The 22,915-nt window shown below is 70.9% G+C and carries 19 protein-coding genes and 2 riboswitches; of the genes, 12 read left to right on the top strand and 7 right to left on the bottom strand.

Going from position 1 to position 22,915, the window contains the following annotated elements; genetic code table 11:
- Window positions 1-625 precede the first annotated feature (625 nt).
- The 4 genes from OHA21_RS21395 (at window position 626) to OHA21_RS21380 (ending at window position 4,009) form a co-directional block, all read left to right on the top strand.
- Window positions 626-1,354, top strand: a complete 729-nt coding sequence (locus tag OHA21_RS21395) for an alpha/beta hydrolase (RefSeq protein WP_328476244.1) — start codon at window positions 626-628, stop codon at window positions 1,352-1,354.
- A gap of 30 nt (window positions 1,355-1,384) precedes the next feature.
- A complete protein-coding gene (locus OHA21_RS21390) occupies window positions 1,385-2,407 on the top strand; it encodes a hypothetical protein (RefSeq protein WP_328476241.1) in 1,023 nt (340 codons plus the stop codon).
- A gap of 22 nt (window positions 2,408-2,429) precedes the next feature.
- Entirely contained in the window at window positions 2,430-3,458 is a 1,029-nt protein-coding gene (locus OHA21_RS21385) for a hypothetical protein (protein ID WP_328476239.1), read from the top strand.
- 65 nt (window positions 3,459-3,523) lie between these two features.
- Window positions 3,524-4,009, top strand: a complete 486-nt coding sequence (locus OHA21_RS21380) for a hypothetical protein (protein ID WP_328476237.1) — start codon at window positions 3,524-3,526, stop codon at window positions 4,007-4,009.
- Here OHA21_RS21380 and OHA21_RS21375 read toward each other — a convergent pair.
- The 5 genes from OHA21_RS21375 to OHA21_RS21355 all read right to left on the bottom strand — a co-directional run bounded on the left by OHA21_RS21375 (window position 4,006) and on the right by OHA21_RS21355 (window position 9,283).
- Entirely contained in the window at window positions 4,006-5,286 is a 1,281-nt protein-coding gene (locus OHA21_RS21375) for a GGDEF domain-containing protein (protein WP_328476235.1), read from the bottom strand. The genes OHA21_RS21380 and OHA21_RS21375 overlap by 4 nt on opposite strands.
- Window positions 5,287-5,293: 7 nt before the next feature.
- Window positions 5,294-6,442, bottom strand: coding sequence for an FIST signal transduction protein (locus OHA21_RS21370; protein ID WP_328476233.1), 1,149 nt, complete (start codon window positions 6,440-6,442; stop codon window positions 5,294-5,296).
- Window positions 6,443-6,552: 110 nt separating this feature from the next.
- A complete protein-coding gene (locus OHA21_RS21365) occupies window positions 6,553-8,574 on the bottom strand; it encodes a SpoIIE family protein phosphatase (protein ID WP_328476231.1) in 2,022 nt (673 codons plus the stop codon).
- Window positions 8,571-8,888, bottom strand: a complete 318-nt coding sequence (locus OHA21_RS21360) for an STAS domain-containing protein (RefSeq protein ID WP_328476229.1) — start codon at window positions 8,886-8,888, stop codon at window positions 8,571-8,573. The genes OHA21_RS21365 and OHA21_RS21360 overlap by 4 nt, the downstream gene beginning before the upstream one ends.
- A complete protein-coding gene (locus tag OHA21_RS21355) occupies window positions 8,885-9,283 on the bottom strand; it encodes an ATP-binding protein (protein WP_328476227.1) in 399 nt (132 codons plus the stop codon). Before OHA21_RS21355 ends, OHA21_RS21360 begins: the two co-directional genes overlap by 4 nt.
- A gap of 227 nt (window positions 9,284-9,510) precedes the next feature.
- On the opposite strand from OHA21_RS21355, the gene OHA21_RS21350 reads away from it, so the two are divergent.
- From OHA21_RS21350 to OHA21_RS21340, 3 genes are all read left to right on the top strand, one after another.
- Complete coding sequence (locus OHA21_RS21350; protein ID WP_328476225.1) at window positions 9,511-11,289, top strand: AMP-dependent synthetase/ligase; 1,779 nt, start codon at window positions 9,511-9,513, stop codon at window positions 11,287-11,289.
- A 54-nt stretch (window positions 11,290-11,343) separates the two neighbouring features.
- Window positions 11,344-11,434, top strand: a riboswitch (glycine riboswitch).
- 4 nt (window positions 11,435-11,438) lie between these two features.
- A riboswitch (glycine riboswitch) is annotated at window positions 11,439-11,525 on the top strand.
- A gap of 37 nt (window positions 11,526-11,562) precedes the next feature.
- Window positions 11,563-12,852 (top strand): L-serine ammonia-lyase, encoded by a 1,290-nt coding sequence (locus tag OHA21_RS21345; RefSeq protein ID WP_328476223.1) that lies wholly within the window; start codon window positions 11,563-11,565, stop codon window positions 12,850-12,852.
- A 38-nt stretch (window positions 12,853-12,890) separates the two neighbouring features.
- A complete protein-coding gene (locus OHA21_RS21340; protein WP_328476221.1) occupies window positions 12,891-14,501 on the top strand; it encodes a hypothetical protein in 1,611 nt (536 codons plus the stop codon).
- Here the strand turns inward: OHA21_RS21340 and OHA21_RS21335 are convergent.
- Window positions 14,486-15,208 (bottom strand): SIMPL domain-containing protein, encoded by a 723-nt coding sequence (locus OHA21_RS21335; RefSeq protein WP_328476219.1) that lies wholly within the window; start codon window positions 15,206-15,208, stop codon window positions 14,486-14,488. The genes OHA21_RS21340 and OHA21_RS21335 overlap by 16 nt on opposite strands.
- A 107-nt stretch (window positions 15,209-15,315) precedes the next feature.
- Between OHA21_RS21335 and OHA21_RS21330 the strand changes: the two genes are divergently transcribed.
- The 3 genes from OHA21_RS21330 to OHA21_RS21320 all read left to right on the top strand — a co-directional run bounded on the left by OHA21_RS21330 (window position 15,316) and on the right by OHA21_RS21320 (window position 18,352).
- Complete coding sequence (locus OHA21_RS21330; protein WP_328476217.1) at window positions 15,316-15,666, top strand: hypothetical protein; 351 nt, start codon at window positions 15,316-15,318, stop codon at window positions 15,664-15,666.
- A 31-nt stretch (window positions 15,667-15,697) separates the two neighbouring features.
- Window positions 15,698-16,810 carry a hypothetical protein gene (locus tag OHA21_RS21325; protein ID WP_328476215.1) on the top strand — a complete coding sequence of 371 codons (1,113 nt, stop codon included), beginning with the start codon at window positions 15,698-15,700 and terminating at the stop codon, window positions 16,808-16,810.
- A gap of 186 nt (window positions 16,811-16,996) precedes the next feature.
- Window positions 16,997-18,352: a TolB family protein gene (locus OHA21_RS21320; protein ID WP_328476213.1), complete on the top strand. Its 1,356-nt coding sequence runs from the start codon at window positions 16,997-16,999 to the stop codon at window positions 18,350-18,352.
- A 3-nt stretch (window positions 18,353-18,355) separates the two neighbouring features.
- Here OHA21_RS21320 and OHA21_RS21315 read toward each other — a convergent pair whose 3' ends face one another.
- Complete coding sequence (locus OHA21_RS21315) at window positions 18,356-21,115, bottom strand: family 78 glycoside hydrolase catalytic domain (RefSeq protein WP_328476211.1); 2,760 nt, start codon at window positions 21,113-21,115, stop codon at window positions 18,356-18,358.
- 103 nt (window positions 21,116-21,218) lie between these two features.
- Here OHA21_RS21315 and OHA21_RS21310 point away from each other — a divergent pair, with 103 nt between their 5' ends.
- Window positions 21,219-21,833 (top strand): histidine phosphatase family protein, encoded by a 615-nt coding sequence (locus tag OHA21_RS21310; protein WP_328476209.1) that lies wholly within the window; start codon window positions 21,219-21,221, stop codon window positions 21,831-21,833.
- Between the two features lie 97 nt (window positions 21,834-21,930).
- A complete protein-coding gene (locus OHA21_RS21305; protein WP_328476207.1) occupies window positions 21,931-22,914 on the top strand; it encodes an alpha/beta hydrolase fold domain-containing protein in 984 nt (327 codons plus the stop codon).
- Window position 22,915: the final 1 nt, after the last annotated feature.

Here is a 22,915-nt window from a genome sequence, read left to right as displayed (position 1 = left end):
CCGACCCGTCCCGACCCGGCCCGACCCGGCCCGACCCGTCCCGGCCCGACCGGGCCCTGCCGGCCCGTCCCGGCTCGGCCCGTTCCGGCTCGGCCCTGCCGGGCTCGGGCCCGGCTCCGGTTCCCGCCTCGGCCCCGGCCCCGGCCCAGCTGCAGCTTCGCTGGCTGCGGGTCGGCGGCGCTCACCGGTCCGCGCGGCGTGGCCAGGCCGTCATCGCCGACCGTGGCGCCATGCTCGCTGGGCCGCGTCGGCCCGAACCCCGGCTGGTCGTGAGGGCTGTTTCAACGCGCCGCAAACAGCCCTGAGACCCAGCCAGCCAAGATCAACTCGTCTGTTCGAGTAGCGTCCGCTGCTCGAAATGGTCGAGCAGCGGGACGGGCCGCCGGCGAGCAGGCAATCCCCTGCTCAGCTGGCGCTGGCGCATGGAATTCGGCCGGGATTGGCTGCGTGGTTGCCAGCTGGGGGTGTTCGGCTGGCGCTGGCGCATGGAATTCGGCCGGGATTAGCTGCGTGGCTGCCAGCCGGGGTGTTCGGCCGGCGCTGAGGGTGCCGCGCGGGCTGGTGCGGGTTCTGCCTGGAGGAGAGAACTGGGTGGCTGGGCGGCGCGGGTGGGCAGGATGAGTGGGTGGAGCCTGTCTATCTACTCGTGAACAGTCCTTCGGTCGGGCCGTTGACCTGGGCGCCGGTTGCGGAGCGGCTGCGGGCGGCCGGAGCAGCGGTGGTGGTTCCGTCGCTGGTGAGCGTGACGGACGGTGGGCCGCCGTTCTGGCCTGCGGTGGCCGAGGCGGTTGCGGCCGTGATGTCGGATGACAGTGAACGCGGCCGAGAGCGCGACCGGGACGGCGGCCGGGATGTGGTTCTTGTTGTGCACAGCAACGCGGGGCTGTTCGCTCCGGTGATGGTGGACGCGCTGGCGCGTACCCCGGCTGGTGTTGTCTTTGTTGATGCGGCCCTGCCGGATCGGCATGGGGCGACCCCGGTGGTTTCGCCGGAGGCGCTGGAGTTCTTGCGGCTGAAAGCCGACGCCGGACGGCTGCCGCCGTGGACGGAATGGTTTGATGAGGCGGAAGTGGCGCCGATGTTTCCGGATGCGGGCATAAGGCGGGCCGTTGAGGCTGAGCAGCCGCGGCTGCCGTTGAGCTATTACGGGCAGAGGATTCCCGCAATCGCCGGCTGGGATGCGCGGCCGTGCGGTTATCTGCTTTTCGGGCCGCCCTATGACGCGGTGGCGAAGGATGCGCGCGAGCGTGGCTGGGACGTCGAGCATCTGCCGGGCCGGCATCTGCATCAGATCGTCGACCCGGACGGCGTGGCGGCGGCGATTCAGGCGATGGCCGGCCGGTGGCTGCGCTGACATGCACCGGCGTTGATCTACGATCCTCGGATGTTCACGTACGTGAAGCTGTTCTTCCGGTTCCTTTCCGGCGAGGAGTTCCCGGACACCCCTGAGTTCGACGCGGACCGGGCGCTCAACGATCAACCGTTGCGGGAGGCGCGGGACCGGGCCCGGCACGGTGACTGGCAGGCGGCGCGCAAGGTGGTCGAGGACGCCGGCGCCGACTGGGAGCTCAAGGGCCGGCGGGTGGGGCTGCTCAGCGACCTGGCCGCAACCGACGACGGATGGCTTTATGCATGGTTGCGGGCCGCGCCGTCGGATCCGTCGGCGGTGCTGATTCAGGCGGCGATGCTGGGGCACAAGGCCGGGGAGGCGCGGGGCAGCGCGTCGGCGGCGAACACGTCAGCCGAGCAGTTCGCCGGGTTCGAGCAGCTGTCCGAGGCTTCGGCGCAGGTCAGTCAGCGGGCGATGGCGCTGGCCGCGCCGAATGATCCGCTGCCGTGGGTGGAGATGCTGGGCACGATGTTCGCCGACCGACATGCGCGGACGGCGTACTTCGATGAGATCTTCGATGAGGGCCGGCGGCGGGATCCGTTCAACTTCGATCTGCATTGGACGGCGCTGAGCCTGCGCTGCCAGAAGTGGGGCGGCTCGCACGATCTGATGTTCGCGACGGCGCGCGGGGTGGCCGAGGCGGCGCCGCCCGGGTACAGCGCGGTGATGCTGCCGCTGTTCGCGCACTTCGAGTACTCGATGATCGAGTACGGCTGGGGTGAGCGCACGGACAAGACGTTGAAGGCGCACCGCCGGTATTTCACCCGCCCCGAGGTGCAGCAGGAGCTCGACCACTGGATCGCGAAGTGGCGGGCCGGCACCCCGAACCCGGCGAAGCTGTCGACCTGCCGGCAGTGGCAGGCGCTGTACTACTCGCTGGCCGGCCGGCGCGCCGAGGCGAAGGCGGTGTTCGACGAGATCGGGCAGTTCGTGGTGCCGACGACCGGGTGGGGCTACTTCTGGGCCGGCGGCGAGTACGGCTACCTGAAGGCCTGGATGTGGGCCAACCGGATCTGACTTTCTGGTCTACGATCCGGCGATGTTCTTCTATGCCCGGGTCTTCCTGCGGCACTTCTACGGCAGTCCGCTGCCGGAGGCGCCGGAGTTCGACGACGAGCACGCCCCGATGGAGCCGCACCTGCGTGAGGCCGTGGACCGGGTGCGTGCCGGGGACTGGCGGGCCGGCCGCAAGCTGGTCGAGGACGCCGGCGCGGACTGGGACGTGCGCGACTGGCGGATCAGCGCGCTGGCCGGCATGGCCGCCGACGACGACCGCTGGCTGTACGAGTGGTTGCGCGCCGAACCGTCCGATCCGGCCGCCGTCCTGATCCAGGCGATGCTGCTGCACCGGCAGGCCGCGGACGCTCGCGGTTCAGCGTCGGCGGCGCACACCTCGCAGGAGCAGTTCGCGAACTTCAAGGCGCTGTCCGACGCCGCCGCCCAGGTGGGCCGGCGGGCGATGGCGCTGGCCGGGCCGTACGACCCGGTGCCGTGGGCGACGATGCTGGGCACCATGTTCGCTGACCGGGCCGCGGTGACCAGGTCGTTCAGCGAGGTCTTCGCCGAGGGCCGGCGGCGCGACCCGTTCAACTTCGACCTGCATCTGACGGCGGCCACGCTGATGTGCGAGAAATGGTACGGCTCGCACGACAAGATGTTCGGCATCGCCCGCGGCGTCGCGGGCGCCGCCCCGGCCGGTCACAAGTCGACGTTGCTGCCGCTGTTCGCCCACTTCGAGTACGCGATGCGCGAGTTCTCCTGGGACCAGCGCACCCGGCAGTCGCGGAACCGGTGCAAGCGGTACTTCCGGCAGTCCGACGTGCAGCAGGAGATGGACTACTGGATCGCCAAGTTCCGCGCCGGGGCGCCGGGTGCGGGCCCGCTGTCGCAGTGCCGCCAGTGGATGGCGGTGTATTACAGCCTGGCCGGCCGCCGTACGGACGCGAAGGTGGTCTTCGACGAGCTGGGCCAGTACCCGGAACCGACCCACGAGTGGAACTACTTCTGGGGTGACCGGGAGTGGGGCTACCTGCAGAACTGGTGGTGGGCCAACGGCGTCAAGCCGTGATGAGGCGCGGCCATCTACGACTTTTGGCAGATTCGCTGGGCCGGTGGTTGCGGGAGACTGTCGGGATGGAGCGGCAGCGCGTGATCGACACGTTCGTGGACGAGATGGTCGCGACGATCCATCCGGACGACCCGGAGCGGGCGGCGGCGATGCGCGCGTGGCTGCCCGCGGAGCTGCCACCGGCGCCGTCGGCCGAGCAGATCGAGGCCTGGGTGGAGCTGGGCGAACTGGCCGCGGACCCGGCCGTGCGCCGGTGCCTGCGGGCGGTGGAGGGCGAGGTGGGGCAGGGCCCCGTGCTGGAGTGGGCGGGCGCGGCCGTGCGGGACGGGGTGGATCCGGCTTCGGCGCGGGGCCGCGTGATCGCGGCGGCGATCGCCGGTGACCTGCCGCCGCAGCGGTGGGCTGAGCTAGCCACGCGGGTGGAGCGGTATTGCGACGAGCGTTTCGAGCGGTACTGGGCGCTGCTGATGATCCTCAACGGTCAGCAACCGGTCGCCCCCGCGGCGCCGCTGTTCGCCTGGCTGGCGGCGGCCCTGCGCGCGGCGGCCTAACCCGCGAGCAGGGTCCTCGGCTGGTGCTCCTGGCAGCTTCCGGGGCTGGTCCGCTTGGCCCGGTACATGGCCAGGTCGGCGTCCTCGAGCAGGCCCTCCGCGTCGCGGCCGGGACGGCGGTAGGCGATGCCGACGCTGGCCCGGGTGTGCACGGTACGCCCGGCGATGGCGAACGGCTGGGCGATCGAGTCGGCCACCCGCTGGGCGATCTCCCGGGCCTGGGTGTCGTCGGTCAGCGGTTCCAGCAGCACCGCGAACTCGTCGCCGCCGAAGCGGGCGGCCATGTCGCAGTCGCGGACCGCCGCGCGCAGCCGGTCCGCCACCCCGCGCAGCAACTCGTCGCCGGCGGCGTGCCCGAGCGTGTCGTTGACCTGCTTGAACAGGTCCAGGTCGAGGTAGAGCACGGCGGCGTCCGCGTCGGTCGCCAGCATCTGCTCGACGCGCTGCAGGAACAGGGCACGGTTCGGCAGGCGGGTCAGCGGGTCGTGCTGTGCCTCGTGCACGGCGGCCAGGGCGTGCGCGCCGGTCAGCGCGAGGCTGGCCTGCTCGGCGAAGGCGACCAGCACGTCACGCCGCTCGGACTCGCCGATCTCGCCGTCGCCGGGACCGGCGATGACCAGCACGCCGGCGGCCGTCTCCCCGATGTGCACCGGCGCGGACAACCCGACCGGCTCCTCGGCGACCTCGCCCAGCACCAGCCGGACCGTTCCGCCGCCGAGCAGCGCCGCGGCGCCCTCGGTGATCGCGTCGAGCACCTCCTTGAGCGGGGTGCCCTGGTTCGCCGACCGCTGCACCCGCAGCAGGGCCTCGAGCAGGCGTTCGCGACGTTCCAGGGCCTCCAGCAGGACCAGGCGGGACTCGGCCAGGCGCCGCTCGTTCTCCAGGGCGCGCAGGTTGCGCAGGGCCAGCCCGAGAACCCGGGTCATGCCCTGCAGCATCTGCCTTTCCTCGGCCGCGAACGCCTCTTCGGTACGCGCGACGAGCAGCCGGTCGTCGCTATCGTGGTCGAGCAGGTGCACGGTGACGTACGCCGGACCCAGCCCGGGAAAGGTGGTGGTGTCCGTCCCCGCCCCGACGCCGGTGAAGGCGCCCGGATCGGGATTGCGGCCGAGCCCGACCGACGCCGCGACGACACCACCGCAGACGACGGCCGCGACCTCGGCGTCGAGGTACTCGGCCACCCGCTGCACCGCGGTACGCGCGGCGCCGGCCACGTCGCCGGTGCGGGTGATGGCGCTGAAGAACTCGGTGAGCTGGAGAGTCGACCAGCCGGCCATGGCCGGGTCAGCTGACCGCGAGGGCGACCACGGTCAGGTGGTGCATGCCCTTCGCGTTCGGTTCGCGGGCGATCTCGCCGTTGGAGTAGAACCCGCCGAACGGGACCGGCTTGAGGGCGTCGCGCAGCCGCTCGGCGGCCAGCTCGGTGTTGTCCTCGCCGAGCGCCATCGGGCGTACGCAGCAGTCGAACACCAGCACACCGAGCGGGTCGACCTCGGCGATCGACTCGGCGGCGGCGACCGCGGCGTCCGCGGCGGCGTCGATGATCTTCTCCGGGTCGGCGGCCATGAACCAGACCAGGGCGCCCTCGGGGGTGTCGGCCAGCCCGGAGATGGAACGTTCGGCCGGGTCGGCCTCGAAGATGATCCGGATGTCCTCGCCGGTGCGGCGGGCCAGGCCCAGCGGGCGCACGGTGGCGAAGTTCAGGAAGGCGGCCGGGTCGGCGGCCAGGTCCGCCGGAGCGCCGATGCGGCGCAGGTAGACGTCGAGCGCCGGCTCGCCGTCCAGCTCGTAGATCTTGCCGCCCTCGCTGCGGGTCACCACCATCGGGTCGCCGATCTTGTGCCAGCCGTGCGCGATGCCGATCCCGAACGGCGAGGTGGAGCCGATCGCGGCGCCGAGCACCGCGTTGGACAGCACCTTGAGGTCCCGGCCGGAACTGAAGAAGTGCCAGGTGCCGGTCTGCGTCACGTCGTCGCCGGCACAGCCGCCGACCAGTGGGACCTGGGCGCCGGCCACCTCGTACGCGCCACGCACCATCTCCTGCTGGTCACCGCTGCGGCCGTCGCCGAGCAGCAGCACCACCCGGTGTTCGGCGTCGATGTCGTCGAGGCCGCCGGCGGCGGTCACCCCGGCGTCGTACAGGTCCATGCTGCGGTGCGGGACCGCGCGCACCGAGGCGGTGAAGCCCGGCCCGCCGAGCGCGTTGACGATCACGCCGGCGCCGCGCCCGTCGGTGGTGAACTCACCGGACGTGGAACAGCCGATCATCAGCACGTCCCCACCGGCGGCGGCGTGCACCGCGGCGGCCATCTCCGGCGTCGAGTGCGACAGCGAGGCGAAGACGATCAGCATGGTCGCCTGACGACCGCCGAGCGCCTCCCGGCAGGCCTGCGCCCCGGCTTCAGCGGGGTCCGCCAGCACGCTGCGTCCCACACCGAACCAACGCTCCTCAGGCCTGTTCAATGCTCGCTCCGCTCGTCAGGGGCCCGTGAACGCGGGCCTTCCGGACCACTGCATCGGCGGCGCGGGCGGGGACCTGAGAGTTAGAAGCTGATCCAGAGGACCACGGTGTCGTCGGTGGCCGGGCCGGTGTGGGCCATCCGGGCGAGCAGCTCCCGGCACGGCTCGCCGGCGCCCTCGCGGACCAGCGCGCCGGCCGTCGCGGCCAGCCGGTCCAGTCCGACGTACATCGACTCGTGGCGGCGTTCGACCAGGCCGTCGGTGTACCAGATCAGGTGCGCGCCGGCCGGCACCACCACCTCGGCGCCCGACCGCGTATCCGGCTCCACCGCCACCGGCATGGACCGGCCCTCCCACAGATATTCGCCGTGGCCGCCGGTGACCAGCAGCGGCGGCGGGTGCCCGGCGCAGGCGTACCGCAGCTGCCGGGTCGGCGGGTGGTAGTCGGCGTAGCCGACCGTGCACATGCGGGCGCCGTGGATCAGGGCGCTGGCGTCGTCCAGGCCGGCGAGCACCTCGGCCGGGCCGGGCGCCGACTGGGCCAGCACGCGCAGGATCGACTGCAGCCGGGCCATCGCGGCAGCGGCGGCGAGGTCGTGGCCGACGACGTCGCCGACGGCGAAGCCGATCCGGTCACCGGGCAGGGGGAACACGTCGTACCAGTCCCCGCCGACATCGTGGGTGAGGTCGGCGGGGCGGTAGCCGGCGTCGACCCGGACGTCGGGGAGCTCGGAGACGTACGCCGGAAGCAGCGCCTGCTGCAGCTGGCGCGCCGCGCTGACCTCGCGCTCGTAGAGCCGGGCCCGGCGCAGGGCCTGCGCCGTGAGGTCGGCCAGGGTCTGCGCGAAAGCGACCGTGTCGGCGTCGATCACGGTGCCCGGCCGGAACCCGAAACCGAGCGCGCCGAGCACCGGCCCGTCACCGTCGACGACCGGCACCCCGAGTTCGGCCGGGTCGTCGTCGACGGCCGGGCGCCCGGTCCGTACCGCCCGGGCCGGCACCCCGGCCCCGGACAGCGGCACCGATCGGGGTTCACCCTGGTCGGCGGTGTGCACGAGCAGCTCCTCGGCGTCCGCCTCCGCGTCGGCGACGGCCACGGTGCACCGCTCGCCGAGCAGGTTGCCGTGTACGAGCGCCCGCGCGATCGCCGCCGACGTGGGCGCCCGGGCGAGCTGCGCGGTCAGCGACTGCACCGCGGCGATCCGCTGCCGGGCGGCGCGTTCGGCGTAAGTGTCGGAACGGGCGCTGTCGCGTTCGGCCACCCCGACGGTGAGCAGGCAGGCGCCGACCACGGCGACGGCCAGGAACAGCTGCAGGGTGGCGGTCTTGAACGCGACCGGCCCCTGCAGCGCCGCCCACGGCCCGTGCCCGAGACTGGTCATCACGTTCGCCGTGACCGTCATGGCCAGGCCGGCGCTCATCGTGACCGCGAGCCGCTGCTGGAACCCGAAATAGAACAGCAACGGCAGCGGCAGGTAGAACAGCGGCAGGTGCTGCGGCCAGAAACTGAAGGCGGTCACCGCCACGGTGAGCAGCAGAGCCAGGACCCAGCGGGCGGCGGACGCCCGGCCGGGCGCCGGCCGGTGCCGCCAGGACAGGACGGTCCCGGCGACGGTCAGCGCCCCGGTGGCGTCGCCGGCCCAGAACGGCAGGAACGACTCGATCCACCCCCGGTCCTGGTCGGCGGCGATGGTGGTGCCGCCGATCAGGGCGCCGACCAGCGGGCCGGTGACGACACAGCAGCCCAGGAACGCGAGCAGGTGCCTGCGCTGGACCAGGTCGACGTAACCGGGCACGACGCGGCGCAGCAGCAGCGCCCCGGTCAGTGGTTCGGCGGTGTTGGCCAGCGCGAAACCGAACGCGGACGCGAGCAGCAGACCGTGCGAGAGGTCCACGGCGATCTCGGTGACCGCGACGGTCAGCAGGATCCAGGGCCACTGCCGGGTGGGGCACAGCAGCAGGGCGGACAGGGTGATCCCGGAGGGCAGGAACAGCACCACGATCGAGGTGGCGTCGAAGACGACGAACGCCATCTGGGCGCCGATCATGTACGTCACCGCGACCAGAACGACGACCAGCCAGGTCGGGCGCTCGCGAGGCGTCATTCGGCGTCGGGCTCCGCCACCAGCAGCGGGAACACACCGGTGATCTGCAGCGTGATCAGGGCGACGCCGTGCACGTTGATCAGTTGCAGGGCGGTCCCGTGCTCGGTGGCGACGTCGCGCACGCAGATCAGCGCCTCCAGGCCGGTGGAGTCGCAGAAGGTGACCCCGCCCATGTCGACCAGGATGCGCCGGGGACGCATCTCGTGCACCACCTGCTCCAGGTGCGTGCGGACGCCGCCGCTGCTGGCCAGGTCGAGTTCGCCCTGAAGCTCCACCCGTACGGTGTCCGCGTCCTGCTGCCGGTTGATCCTCACGAGGCGACCTCCCCGGGGTAGGGCTGAAGCTCCACGTGCACGCACTTGCCGCCGCCGTCGTCCTGCACATACCACCGCGTCGAGAGGGCGTCGATCAGCATCAGTCCCCGGCCGCCGCGATCGTCGGGCCGGCGCCGCTGCGGAACCACGGCGGAGTTGTCGGCGACCGACAGCAGCACCGACCGGCCCTGCGCGATCACCGTGATCGGCACCGAGTCGCCGCTGCCGTGCTGCACGGCGTTGGTGACGAGTTCGCTGGTGATGACGGAAACGGCGTCCAGCCAGCGGGCGTCGTCGTAACCCCAGGCGCGCAGCGAGTCGGTGACCTGATGGCGGGCCTCGCCGGGCGCGTGGAGCCCGGCCGGCACATCGATGCGGTGGCTGCGCTGGCTCATCACGACCCTGCCTGACTACCGCGGGACCGCGGCGTCATGACGTTACTCCATGGCGCTGTTTCAACGGTTCCGTCATCCGAGGGATGGACGTACTCTGTCGGCACGTTGTGACGGCGATCACTGAACTTTTCAACGTGGCCAGGGCCGTGCGGCCCGCAGGTTGCCGAGCGGCCGGATGCCTTCGGCCTGATGCCAGGTTGAAAAAGGTTCACTATGACGGAGGCCCGATGAGCGAGCAAGCCGCCTGGGAACAAGCGCAACTGTCCGCCCCGCCCTCGGTCGGCGCGTTACTGCTCGACCGGATCGCCCGCACACCGGACGCGGAGGCGTACCGGTGGCCCACAACGGACGGTGGCTGGCAGTCGCAGACCTGGGCGGAGGCCGGCCGGGTCGCCACCGAGATCGCCGCCGGCCTGCTCGCCCTCGGCCTGCGCCCGGAGGACCGGGTCGCGATCATGTCGGGCACCCGGATCGAGTGGATCCATGTCGACCTCGGCGTCATGTGCGCCGGCGGGGCGACCACCACGATCTACCCGACCTCGTCGATCGAGGACGTCACGCACATCCTCGCCGACTCGGGCAGCCGGTTCGCCGTGGTGGAGAGCGTCGAGCACCTGGACAAGGTCACCGGCTCGGCGGTCGAGCACGTGATCCTGATGGACGGTTCTGACCCGCGTGCGCTCACCCTCGCCGACCTGCGGGAACGGGGCCGGACCCTGCCCGCCGAAGCGGTCACCAAGGCGACGGTCGCGGTCACCACCGACCAGCTGGCCACGTTGATCTACACCTCCGGCACGACCGGGCGGCCCAAGGGCGTACGCCTGCCGCACCGCTGCTGGATCTACCAGGCCACCGCGACGCAGGCCGTCGACCTGGTCGGCCCGGACGACCTCGGCTATCTGTGGCTGCCGCTCGCGCACGTGTTCGGCAAGGCGCTGGGCGCCGCCCAGATCGCGATCGGCCACCCTACGGTGATCGACGGCGACGTGACCCGGATCATCACGAACCTGCCCGTGGTCAAACCGGTCGTCATGCCCGCCGTACCCCGGATCTTCGAAAAGGTGCATGCCGGCGTGCTCGCCGCCGCGCACAAGGACGGCGGGGTGAAGGCCCGGCTCTTCGACTGGGCCGTCGGTGTCGGCCGCAAGGCCGCCCGGACCCGCCGCAACGGCGATCCGGTGCCCGCCGGGCTCGCGCTGCAACACAAGATCGCCGACAGGCTGGTGCTGAGCAAGGTACGCGCGCGGTTCGGCGGGCGGCTGCGCTTCTTCCTGTCCGGTTCGGCCGCGCTGTCGGCGGACATCTGCGAGTTCTTCGACGCTCTCGGCCTGCCCATCCTGGAGGGGTACGGGCTGACCGAGACCTCGGCCGGCGCCTTCGTCAACCGCCCGGACCACCTGGAGTACGGCACCGTCGGCCTGCCACTGCCCGGCACCGAGGTCCGGATCGCCGAGGACGGCGAGATCCTGATCAAGGGTCCCGGGCTGATGGACGGTTACCACGGCTTCGATCCGCTCGGCGAGTGGCTGGCCACCGGCGACATCGGCGAGATCACCGCCCGCGGCTCGCTGAAGATCACCGACCGGAAGAAGGACCTGTTCAAGACCTCCGGCGGCAAGTACGTCGCGCCGCAGGCGATCGAGACCCGGTTCGCCGCGATCTGCCCGCTCTCCGCGCAGATGGTGGTCTACGGCGACGGCCGCAACTACGTCACCGCGCTGATCGACCTCGACCCGGTCGCTGTGCGCACCTGGGCGACCGCCAACGGGGTCACCGGCGAGACCCACGCCGACCTGGTGCGCTCACCGCAGGTGCAGGCCGCCGTCGACGGCTACGTCACCGAGCTCAACTCCGCCCTCGGCCGCTGGGAGACAGTCAAACGGTTCACCATCCTGGAACGCAACCTGAGCGTCGAGAACGGCGACCTCACCCCGTCGCTGAAACTGCGCCGGCGCATCGTCGAGCAACGCAATGCTCACCTGCTCGACAAGCTTTACACCGGTTGACGCGGCTATCCTGGCCTGGATAGCTTCACCAGCGACAACCGCATATTTCGCCGCTCATCCGCTGCGGGAGAGCCCCTGGTGACAGGGCGCCGAAGGAGCAACTTCTCCCTCAGAATCTCTCAGGCCAACGTACCGCTGCGGGCAGGCGACTCTGGAAAGCCGGGGACGGTCCGCCGTCGCCGCGCCCAAGGTGCAAGCCGCCGCCGGCGGCGAAGCTCTCAGGCCCCATGACAGAGCGAGGGAGGCCCACCCCAGCTAGCAGGGAGCCTCCGCATGGCCGTCTCCGTCTTCGACCTGTTCTCGATCGGCATCGGGCCGTCCAGCTCACACACCGTCGGCCCGATGCGCGCCGCCCGCCTCTTCACGCAGCAACTCGCCGGCCTGCCGGTCGCGACCGTGCGCGCCGAGCTGTTCGGTTCGCTCGGGGCGACCGGTCACGGTCACGGCACCCCGCGGGCGGTGCTGCTGGGCCTGGCCGGCGAGGAGCCGGAGACGGTCGACACTTCTCTCGAATCGGCACCCCTTCCGTTCGAGGCGGACCTCGTGCTGCACCGGCGGCGGTCACTGCCCGAGCATCCCAACGGGATGACCTTCACGGCGCTCGGCGCCGACGGCGCCGAGCTTCTGCGCAAGACCTACTTCTCGGTCGGCGGCGGCTTCGTGGTCGATGAGAAGACCGGCGGGGTACGCGCGGACGACATCTGCCTGCCCTATCCGTTCTCGTCGGGCGCCGACCTGCTGGCGACGACCCGGGCCACCGGTCTGTCGATCTCCCGGCTGATGCTGGTCAACGAGACGGCGTGGCGCCCGGAGTCCGCGGTGCAGGCCGGCCTGCAGCACCTCTGGTCGGTGATGAACGACTGCATCGACCGGGGACTCGACGCCGAGGGCATCCTGCCGGGAGGTCTGCGCGTCCGGCGGCGGGCGGCGGCGACGGCACGTCAACTACGGGCGGGCGGTCCCGGCGCTGAGCATGCGATGGAGTGGCTCACCGCGTACGCCATGGCCGTCAATGAGGAGAACGCGGCCGGCGGCCGGGTGGTCACCGCGCCCACCAACGGCGCCGCCGGCATCATCCCGGCCGTGCTGCGCTACTACCTGGACTTCGTGCCCGGCGCGTCGGCGGACGGCGTGGTGCGGTTCCTGCTGACGGCCGGCGCGATCGGCCTGCTGTTCAAGGAGAACGCCTCCATCTCCGGCGCCGAGGTCGGCTGCCAGGGCGAGGTGGGTTCGGCGTGCGCGATGGCCGCCGCCGGCCTGGCCGAGGTGCTGGGCGGCACACCCGAGCAGGTAGAGAACGCCGCCGAGATCGGCATGGAACACAACCTGGGCCTGACCTGCGACCCGGTCGGCGGCCTGGTCCAGATCCCGTGCATCGAACGCAACGGCATGGCCGCGGTGAAGGCGGTGACCGCCGCGAAGATGGCGCTGCGCGGCGACGGCCGCCACCACGTCTCCCTGGACAAGGTCATCAAGACCATGAAGGAGACCGGCGCCGACATGAAAATCAAGTACAAGGAAACCGCCCGCGGCGGCCTCGCCGTCAACGTCATCGAGTGCTGAGCCTGGCTTGATCGGCGATCGGCGTGCAGGCTGGTGGCATGCCGATGGGGGACGCCCCGGATTCGATTCCCGGTTTGCTCGACCGGGCGCAGGCTGCCTATGGGCGGTTCACCGCCGGCTATGACCTGCGGGATCTCGATGAGGCGGTGGACGCCTGGGACGTGCTCCTCGGGAATCCGTCACTGGGCGGCCTTCCGCCGCTGATCTGTTTTCAGCTGCTCAGCAACGGTGGCCACATTCACCTGCAGCGCTACCTCGCCACCCGCATGCCGCCGGATCTGGAAGCGGCGCTGCGCTACTGGCAGGGCGCCTTCGATCCGCTGGAACGGGCCATTGCGGACGGGGATGCAGATTCCGCGCATCGGCCGGTGCTGTTGGCCAGCGTCGCGGGGGCGCTGGAGGAGCGATATGCCCGAGGTCGATCTGTCGACGATCTGACCGCCGCGCTGAGCACCTGGCATTTCGCCGTTGAGGCGTCGGCGCCGGATTCGCCTTATCTGGGCGGCTATCGGGCCAGCCTGGCGCGGCTGCTCTTCGAACGCTACGAACGGCAGCCCCAGCGGGAGACGCTCGATGAGGCGATCGCCGCTGCGGAGCTTGCGGGTCAATCCGACCAGCTCGCGGTGGCGCTGGGCGAGCGGTACGTCAGATTCGGCGTCGCCGAAGACCTGGAACGAGCGATCGGGCTGTATGAGGAGGCCACCGCCCGACTGCCGGATGACGAAGCCGGCCGGGCGCGGATCCTGAACAACTTCGGCCGGCTCCTGCACCAGCGATTCGTGCGTAGCGGCAGTCTCGAGGATTCGCAGCGCAGCATCGACGTCATCAACGAAGCGCTGAGTCTGGTGCCCGCGAGCGACCCGTTTCGTACAACGATTCTCCGCAACCTCGATGTGGCGCTGGACGCGCGTCACGTGGTCACCGGGGAACTGCGGGAGGAGTCCGTGGACCGCGCTGTCGACTCCACCCGGCAGGCGCTGGAACAGACCGCGCACGATTCACCGGAATGGTCGTGGCGGCTCTTCGAACTGGCGACCCTTCTCCTGGCGCGCTACCTCGACACCGCGGATCCGGAAGACCTGGACGAAGCCTCGGCCGCCCTGGACGCTGCCATGAGTCAATGGGTGCTGGACTCCCCGCACCTCCCGCGATTCATGAGCAGCTACGCCATGGCCCGGCATCTGCGATTCGAGGCGACCGGCGCGCCGGAAGACCTCGAGGCGGCGATCAAGGCGTACGCGATGGCGATGATCAAGGCGACGGAGACGTCGCCCGGGCAGGCGGTGGCCATCGGGCAGCAATGGGGCACGCACGCCCGCCGGCGGCAGGCCTGGGGCGAGGCGGCTTGGGCGTACGGTGACGGGCTCACAGCGATGACGCGGCTGTTCGAGACCCAGTTGCAGCGGCACAGCAAGGAGCGGTGGCTGGTCTTCGCCCGGGGGATCGCCGCCGAGGCGGCCTACGCCCGGGCGAAGCAGCAGGAGTACGGCGCAGCTGTGGAAGCCCTCGAGATCGGCCGGGCCCTGCTGCTCTCGGAGGCTGTCGAGCTCGATCGCGCCCGTCTCGACGGCCTCGTCGAAGTGGGCCGGGCTGACCTCAAGGCCCGCTACGAGTCGGCTGCGGAGCGGTGGAATCAGCTGTCCGCTTGAAGAGCCCACTCCACGGTGACCGTCGCCGTCAGTTGCTGGCGGCCCGGCTCGACCGGAACGGCGAAGTCGGCCGCGGCCATCGACTTGTAGTCGCCACCCGTACCTCCGTAGTAGTTGGGCGCCTCCTCGCTGATCCTGATGACCCGGCCGAGTGGCCGGCCGGCCTCCCGTGCGTACAACTCGGCCTTCGCCCGGGCGTCGGCGAACGCCTTCCTGCGTGCTTCGGCGAGCAGGGCGGTGTCGTTCTCGACAGCGAACGACACACCGTTCAGCCGTGCCGCATCACCACCGGCCGCGATGGCCGCGGACATGATCGCCCCGGCCCGCGGCAGATCCCGGATCTGCGCGGTCAGCCCCTGATGCACGGCGTAGCCGGTGATCTTCTGATCGTCGTTCTGTTTCGCGTTGATGGAGACGTTCGACGTCTGGAGGTCGGCTGTGGCAGTCCCGGCGCGGACGAGCGCGTCCCGCATCCGGGTGGCCGCGCCCGTCGCGTTCTTCAGGGCTTCGTCGACGGTGGCAGCGGTGGTCTCGACCGCGAAGTTCGCGGTGAGCGTGTCCGGCTCACCGAGCACCTCGCCGGTCCCGGTGACCAGCACGCTTTCCCGCAGAGGTTCAGCGGCGTAAGCGGGACGGCCGCTGAGCAGCCATGACGAGCCCACCAGGAGGACGACGAGTGCGGACAGCGTGACACGTGATCTGTTCATTCCCCGATCTAAGGCTGCCCGCCCGCCTCCCATCCGGTGTTTCGCACATCTGCACCGTCCGGGTTCTCGATCTTTACTTGGCGCTGTCGATTGGGGAGACTGCATCGATGGGCGAGGTCTTTCCGATGCCGGCTGTCGGCGATCTGTTCACCGACATGCGCGGCGACGATCGAAGGATGCGAGTCAGCTACCACGAGGCCCGCGGCGCGGTCGTGGTGTCGCTGTGGGCAGACACGGTGTGCCGGGGCACGTTCCAGCTCGCCACCGATGAGGTCCCGCGACTCGTCGCATTGCTGTCGCAGATCCAGCTGTCCGCCGCCGAGCCGGTTCCCGACGACGATGATGCGGACGCGGAGACGAACGCGGTGACCACTCAGCCGGAGCCGCCCTCGCCGGAGCAGACGGGCGAGGTCAACAGGTCAATGCTCCCGCCGGTCCGAACGCCGCGGGTCGCATGACCTGTCACGGCGATTCAGCGGGAGGCCTTTCGTGAACTGGCCCGATCTGGCAGCGGGAGCCTTGATCGGACTGGCCGTGCAGAACGTCGCCTATCCGTACCTGCAGGGTCGGTACGCACGGTTGCGCAAACGCCGGCATTTCCGGGCCGCCGACCGTTCCGGCCGCGAGGTGGAGGAGCGTTTCTCCTCGTTGGTCCTGGTCCAGGCCGGCTGGGGAGAGGACGGGATCTTCGCGCACGACGCGGTGACGCTCGAGCTCGGCGCTGATTTCGCGATTGAGGATCCTGCCGTCGTGCGGATCCGGGACAGCCGAAAGTCACAATGGCTGGCCGACGGCTACGAGAACGGTCGGCAGGTCGGTATCTCGTCCTTGCGCATCGGCCGGGTCAGCGATCGCCCCGAGGATGACCGCGCCGGGCGCAGCCACCGGGTCACGTGCCGGATGCACACCTACGACTATTTCGACCTGCGCAGCACCCATTTTCTTCTCATCGCCGGCACCGAGCCGGAGAAGCAGGTGCTCAGCGGGATCGCCGGTGAGGCGGACTGCCAGAAACCGATCAGCGGCTTCCCGAATCCTTTCAGTGTGGGTCTTTCCGTCTTCTGCGAGGACGGCGACTTCCTCGCGCTCACCCGCCGGACGCGCAGCCCGGGTGCCGGCGGCGACTGGCACGGGGGAAAGGTCTACAACGCGGTCGGCGAGAATGCGGCCCCGCGGGATTTCTCTCCAGGCACGGACGGGGTGCTGCGGTCGAGCCCGTACCTCATCGCCAAGCGCGGCCTCTGGGAGGAGATGGGCATGTCGCCGGTGGCCATCGACAAGTCCGAGGTACACCTGCACAGCCTCGCCTATGCAGTGGACCTCCGGGATCACAAGATGTTCGGGTACGTGCTGAGCCCCGACTCGCGAGGCGATCTCCAGGCTGCCTGGCGTCAGGCGCCGGATCGGGCCGAGTCGGCCGGCTCCGACCTCGAGTTCCACTCGGTTCGGACCCCGGCGGACACCCAGCGGTTGTTGCGAAGAATCGTGGACGAACGCGCGGACTGGGCACCGGAAGCAGTGTTCTGCACGACTCGATCCATCCTGGCGCGGCGCCTGCTCCGGCCCGCTGTCGTCAGTCGCATCCTGGCCTCCGGCAAGTAGCGCGTCCCGAGCGGGCAGAGTAAGCAAAGTCGTCAATAAGGCGATTTCGTGGAAATGACCGCGATGGTGCCCGGGCGAGACCCTGCGCCAATTCCGGCATCGGGATTGCCCTAGGAATGGTCCCGCGACATTGACAATGATCGGTGCACCTCTCGTTGCGACCACTCGTTTGGTAGGGGGACCGACATGTCTGACGATGCAAAGTTGATAGTGCGGGGGCGTGGCCTTCGGGCCGGCGTCGCCGTGGCGGCGGTGGTGGCGTTCGTGGCGCCGGCCTCGGCCGCGGTGGCTGGGGCGACCGAGCCCGGCGGGTCTGCGGGGGCCCGGACGGTCCGGGTCAGCCTGGCTGACGACGGTGGCCAGCCCGACAGGTTCAGCGGCGGCCCGGAGGTGAGCGCGAACGGCCGGTACGTCGCGTACATCTCCGCCGCGACGAACCTGGTGCCCGGCGACACCAACGACGTCCCGGACGTCTTCGTCTGGGACCGGCGGACGCGGACGACCGAGCGGGTCAACCTGTCCAGCTCCGGCGTGCAGGCCGTCGACGGCGCGCACAGCGGGGTGCGGATTAGCGCGGACGGCCGATATGTCGCCTTCACCTCCTACGCCGACAATCTGGTGCCCGGCGATACGAACGAGAACTCCGACGTCTTCATCCGTGATCGGGTCAAGGGGCTGACCAGCCGGGTCAGTGTGTCGAGCGCCGGTGTGCAGGGCGACAACTTCAGCGCGTTCTCCCTCGGGCTCAGCTCCGACGGGCGGTACGTGCTGTTCGACTCGGACGCGGCGAACCTGGTGCCCGGCGACACCAACGGATTCCGGGACGTGTTCCTGCACGACCGGCACACCTCCCGGACCAGCCGGGTGAGCACCGCCACCGACGGCACCCAGGGCAATCATCAGAGCCAGGCGCCGGCGATCAGCGCCGACGGCCGGTACGTCGTCTTCGAATCGTTCGCCGGCAACCTGGTGCCCGGCGACGCCAACGACCAGTCCGATGTGTTCCTGCGGGACCGTCGGACCGGGCGGACCGCTCTGGTCAGTGCGACCCCGGCCGGCATTCCGGGCCTGTACAACAGCTTCTCCCCGTCGATCAGCGCCGACGGTCGGCTCATCGCCTTCATGTCCGACTCGCCGGACCTCGTCGAGGGTGACGCCAACGGCACGGTCGACGTCTTCGTCCGGGACCGCCGCGCGAGGCAGACGACACTGGTCAGCCTGTCCGACTCCGGTGTACCGGCGAACGACCACTGCAACTCCGCCTCGATCAGCGCGGATGGGCGCTACGTGGTGTTCCACTCCCCGGCGACGACCCTGGTTCCGGGGGACACCAACGCCGGCGACGACGTGTTCGTGCGGGACCTGGACGCCCGGACCACCAGTCTGGTGAGCGTGACCACCTCCGGCCGCCAGGCCAACGACTGGAGCGGCGACCCGTCAGTCAGCGCTGACGGCCGCGTCATCGCCTACCTCTCGTACGCCACCAACCTGGTGCCCGGCGACACCAACGAGCAGCCGGACGTGTTCGCCCGCATCCGATAGCGGTCAGTTCGGGGCCGGGACCGGCGTGAAGCGTACGTCGCCGGAACCGGCCTCGAATACTGTCAGGCCGTTGCCGCTGCTGATGAGTCGCGCGCCGCTCGCGCGATAGGCCACGCCCGCCGGTGTCGGCAGCTCGATCCGCGCGGTGACGTTGACCGGGATCCGGGCGGCGACCCGCAGGCCGTTCGCCACCCGCTGCCAGGACAGTTTCACCTCGCCGCGCTGGGTGGGGACCGAGCCGGCCGCATGCTGCAGGCCGGTGGCCGGGGGAGCGAGCACGACCGTACGCCCACCGGCCTCGCCCAGCCGGATGCCGAGCATGGTCTCCATGACGTCGACCGCGGCCTGCGCACCCCACCCGTGCGACTGGCTGTAGTTGGCCCCGGCCTCCATCGCCCACGCCTCCCAGGTGAACGTGCCGCCCTGGTCCAGGATGCGCGCCCAGCCAAGGTCGTCATGGTTGGTGAGCAGCCGCAGCACCGCATCCGGCCGCCCGGCGTCGGCGAGCGCGCGCAGCAGCCAGTGCGCGGTCATCGGTCCCTGCCGCATGCCTGCGGCAGCGAGATGTTCGGCGAGCGCGGGCAGGTCGGCGGCGGGTGCGATGCCGAAGGCGATGGGGTACGAGGATGCGTGCTGCCCGGCATGCGAGGACTGGGTGCCGTCGGCGAGCAGACCGTCGACATAGATGCCGTCGGCCCGCCGCAGCCGCGCGTTCATCGCAGCGACCAGGTCCTGCTCGGTCTGCCGCAACCCGGCCGCGTCCTCCGGTTTGCCCAGGACCGTGGCCATGTCGGCGGCCCGGCGCAGCACCTCCACGCCGAGCGCGTTGACCACGGTTCGGGCGGACGTCGTCATGTCGTAGCCGAAGCGTCCCGGCGCCGGCCAGTCGATGATCCCGTACCGGTACTGACCGCTGCCGCCGCTCAGGTCGGTGACCAGGCCGGCGGTCGGCCCGCTCGCCGGGATGTGCCGCTGCACGTAGCCCGCGGTCTCCCGGATCGCCGGGTACGCCTCGGCGAGCAGCGTCTCGTCGCCGGTCACCTCGTACCAGCGCCACACCCAGTCGACGAACAGCTCGGTGAAGTCGGGGATGTCGCGTTTGCCGTCACCGTTCGGATAGACCGCGTTGTAGCGGCCGGCGTCGTTGCCGGTGGTCCAGTAGCGCCGGTTCGACGCCAGGAACTCGCGGATCGCCTTGCGGGTCGCGGCCCGCTCGCCGAAGCCTTGCATGGTGGCGTACGAGATGTTCGCCGCGTCCGCCAGGAACTGGCCCTTCTCCCTGGTCGGGGTGTCGACGAACTGCTCCTGGATCGAGTACAGCGCGGAGCGTTGCATCAGCTTCCACACCGCGTTCAGTGTGGCGTCGCTGCTGGTGAACGACGCCTGCGGGCCTTCGACGGCGGTGTGCACGAGCTCGGCGCGTACCTCGCTGATCTTGATGTCTTCGTTGGCGCCGGGAATCTCCAGGTAGCGGAAGCCCAGGTGGGTGAAGGCGCGGAAGGTCTGCCGGCCGTCGGCCTGGGTGTACGGGTACGACATGTCGGTGCTCTGGGTCGCCTCGCCGGCCGTCGACACCCGGCCGTTCGCGGTCAGCTCGTAGCCGGCCCGCAGCGTCAGCGTCCGGCCCCCGGCACCCGCGTCGAACTCGACCACCGGGCGGGCCGGGACGACCACGCCGAAGTCGGCGACCGGGGTGCCGTCGTCGGCGGTGAGCATCCGCACCGGCCGCACTACCGACTCGCTGACCAGGGCGTCCAGGCCGGTCAGGTGGGTGAACGGGGCCACCGGATGGGTGCCGAGCACGACCGGCGGGGACCAGAGCGCGTCGTCGTACCCCGGCTGCTGCCAGGCCCCGATGGCCGCCGCGCGTTGCGCGTCGGCGTGCTCGATCCGCTCGCCCTCGCCGTTGCGCACGGCGCCTTCCCGGTACGGGCCGTCGTGCACCCGCCACGACCCGTCGCTGATCACGGCCTGCTTCGTTCCGTCGGCGTACTCGATCGCGATTTTGACAAGCAGCCCCGGTACGCCGGCCGCGCGCCCCTGCCCGGCCCCGTACCAGTGCAGCAGCGCCCCGAGCGTCAGCGTGCCCCGGCCTTGGACGAGCCGGGTCACGTCGGCGGCCTGGTAGAAGCCCTCGCCCGGATACCCGAACGAGCTGCCCCGGTCGGCGCGCCTGCCGTTGACCCACAGCTCCCAGGTGTGACTGCCGGCCACGTACGCGATCGCCCGCACCACCCGGCCGCGCTGGACGGGCACCTCGGTGCGCAGCAGCGCCCAGTCGTCGGCCCGCGGTGTCGCCGCCCGCTGGATCCACTGCGCCCCCGACCAGCCGCTGTCGCTGATCCCGGTCTCGAAGCCCGCCGCGGCCGCCCACGGGGAGACCTTGCCGGTCGCGTCCCAGGTCCGCACGGTCCAGGCGTACGCGCGTCCCTCGCTCAGCCCCGGCCCGCGGTAGGCGACGTGGGACTGCTCCCCGCCGGCCACCTTGCCGGAGTCCCAGATCGCCCGGCCCGCGCCGTCACTGACCCGGATCTGGTAGCCGGTCTGACTCTCACCCGGATCCCGGTCCCGCGGCAGCCAGCCGAAGAGCGGGACGCCCTCGACAGCGTTCGGCCGGACCAGGTCGTTGGTGGTCAGGCGAGCGGGCGCCTCCGGGGCATGCCCACCAGGGCCCGCCGCCGACGCCGGGACAGCACCCAGGGTCAGCGCGAGCAGGCCGGCAGCGCCGGCGGCAATCAGGCGGCGCGGAGAACTGATGTTCATGGGTGCCTCTCGGTTCGCACGAGCGGAGCATGAAACATTTCAATTCATCTATGTACGACGCTACGAAACCCCACGCCGCCCGTCAAGGCGGCACGATGGGCTCGTGCGTACGCGTGTGGTGGTCGTCCGGCACGGGGAGTCGGTGCACTCGGTGGAGGGAGTGGTCGGTGGGGTACGTGGGTGTCGCGGGCTGACCGAGACCGGCCATCGGCAGGCGCGGGCCGTGGCGGAGCGGCTGGCCGGGGAGCTGGCCGGGCCGGTCGCGGTGTACTCGTCGGTGTTGCGGCGGGCGGTGGAGACGGCCCGGCCGATCGCGGCCGCGTTCGGGACCGAGAGCGTCGAGGACTGCGGGCTGTGCACCTGGCACATGCCGGACTATGCGGACGGGATGCCGGTGGCGCGCTTTCAGAGTGAGCACCGGGCCGAGGGTGGCGGGCTGTACCGGCCGTTCGAGGAGGGCAACGAGAGCTGGGCCGAGGTGATGGTGCGGCTCGGGCGGACGATCACCGGGATCGCGCAGCGGCACCGCGGCGGCACGGCCGTGCTGGTCGGGCACAGCGAGACCGTCGGCGGCTCGTTCCACGCGCTCGGCGGGCAGCCGCTGTTCCCGGCGTTCGACCTGGAGGTGGCGCCGGCGTCGGTGACCGAATGGGTCACCGACGGCGATCCGGCGGCCTGGCCGCCGGCGCGGTGGGCGCTGCGCCGCTTCAGCGCCTGACTGCCGTTTCCCGGCGGCGGCGCTTCGGCCCGGTGTGGCAGATGGTCGCCGGGGGAGAGCGGGGACCTTTCGTCACGCGTACGAAAGAATGGTCTTCATGATGGGTTCCGTTCTCGGATATGCGCTGCGGGTGGTGCGGGTTCTGCCGCGGCCGGTGCAGCGCGCCGTGCTGGGGCGGGCGTCGGCGGGGGAACCGCCGGCGGTCGCTGATTTCGTGCGGATGCTGGAGATTGCCGGGGACATGCCGGAGACCGGGCCGACCGATGCGGAACTGTTCGCGCGGTTTCCCGAGCTGGCGAAGGTGACGGTGAGCGAGCCGGCGATTGCGGGGGTGCCGGCGCGGTTTTATCGGGGGCCGGAAAGCTCGGGTGTCGGCTTTGTCTGGGTGCACGGCGGGGCGTTCGTGAGTGGTTCGCTGAGTATGGCGGAGGCGCATTTCGTGGCGCTGGCGCTGGCGGCCCGGGGGATCGCGGTGCTGTCGCTGGACTACCGCAAAGCGCTGCACGGCGGCCATTTCCCGCAGGCGTCCGATGATGTGCTGACCGGCTGGCTGTGGGCGGCGCAGAACATGGACGCGGAACGGCTGCATCTGGGTGGCGCCAGCGCGGGCGGGAACATCGTGGCGGGCGTGAGCAAACGGCTGCGTGACGGTGCGGGGCCAGCTCCGGCGTCGGTGGTGCTGGTTTATCCGGCGGTGCACGCGGAGTTGCCGGAATGGCCGGCGGAACAGTTCGCGATCGTGCGCCGGGCCCGGAACGCGGTGTATTTCTCGCCCACCTGGGTGGCCGAGATGAGCCGGCATTACGCCGGAAGTGACGAGACGTTGAAGGACCCTTATGCGTTCGCCGGAAACGGCGACGTGGGCGGGCTGCCGCCGACATTCGTGCTGAACTGCGAGGCGGACACGTTGCGCGCGTCCGGGGAAGCGTACGCCGGGCAGCTGCGCGCCGCGGGTGTAGAAGTGAGCGTGCACATGGAACCGGGCGCGGCCCACGGCTGCGTCGGCGACCCGTTCACGAGTGCGGCGGCCAACAGCATCGACCGGATCGCCGGATGGCTGCTCGGCCGCCCCTTATCCTGAC

This window comes from Actinoplanes sp. NBC_00393, assembly GCF_036053395.1.
Classification (GTDB): Bacteria; Actinomycetota; Actinomycetes; order Mycobacteriales; family Micromonosporaceae; genus Actinoplanes.
Note: the sequence above shows the minus strand (reverse complement) of the source record. Positions and strands in the feature narration are given on the sequence as shown.

What these genes read in the sequence shown, in the direction of transcription:
- OHA21_RS21390 (WP_328476241.1), top strand. Translation starts at nt 1,385, where the DNA reads ATGTTCACGTACGTGAAGCTGTTCTTCCGGTTCCTTTCCGGCGAGGAG.
- OHA21_RS21385 (WP_328476239.1), top strand. Translation starts at nt 2,430, where the DNA reads ATGTTCTTCTATGCCCGGGTCTTCCTGCGGCACTTCTACGGCAGTCCG.
- OHA21_RS21380 (WP_328476237.1), top strand. Translation starts at nt 3,524, where the DNA reads ATGGAGCGGCAGCGCGTGATCGACACGTTCGTGGACGAGATGGTCGCG.
- OHA21_RS21375 (WP_328476235.1), bottom strand. Translation starts at nt 5,286, where the DNA reads ATGGCCGGCTGGTCGACTCTCCAGCTCACCGAGTTCTTCAGCGCCATC.
- OHA21_RS21365 (WP_328476231.1), bottom strand. Translation starts at nt 8,574, where the DNA reads ATGACGCCTCGCGAGCGCCCGACCTGGCTGGTCGTCGTTCTGGTCGCG.
- OHA21_RS21355 (WP_328476227.1), bottom strand. Translation starts at nt 9,283, where the DNA reads ATGAGCCAGCGCAGCCACCGCATCGATGTGCCGGCCGGGCTCCACGCG.
- OHA21_RS21350 (WP_328476225.1), top strand. Translation starts at nt 9,511, where the DNA reads ATGAGCGAGCAAGCCGCCTGGGAACAAGCGCAACTGTCCGCCCCGCCC.
- OHA21_RS21345 (WP_328476223.1), top strand. Translation starts at nt 11,563, where the DNA reads ATGGCCGTCTCCGTCTTCGACCTGTTCTCGATCGGCATCGGGCCGTCC.
- OHA21_RS21340 (WP_328476221.1), top strand. Translation starts at nt 12,891, where the DNA reads ATGCCGATGGGGGACGCCCCGGATTCGATTCCCGGTTTGCTCGACCGG.
- OHA21_RS21335 (WP_328476219.1), bottom strand. Translation starts at nt 15,208, where the DNA reads ATGAACAGATCACGTGTCACGCTGTCCGCACTCGTCGTCCTCCTGGTG.
- OHA21_RS21330 (WP_328476217.1), top strand. Translation starts at nt 15,316, where the DNA reads ATGGGCGAGGTCTTTCCGATGCCGGCTGTCGGCGATCTGTTCACCGAC.
- OHA21_RS21320 (WP_328476213.1), top strand. Translation starts at nt 16,997, where the DNA reads ATGTCTGACGATGCAAAGTTGATAGTGCGGGGGCGTGGCCTTCGGGCC.
- OHA21_RS21315 (WP_328476211.1), bottom strand. Translation starts at nt 21,115, where the DNA reads ATGAACATCAGTTCTCCGCGCCGCCTGATTGCCGCCGGCGCTGCCGGC.
- OHA21_RS21305 (WP_328476207.1), top strand. Translation starts at nt 21,931, where the DNA reads ATGATGGGTTCCGTTCTCGGATATGCGCTGCGGGTGGTGCGGGTTCTG.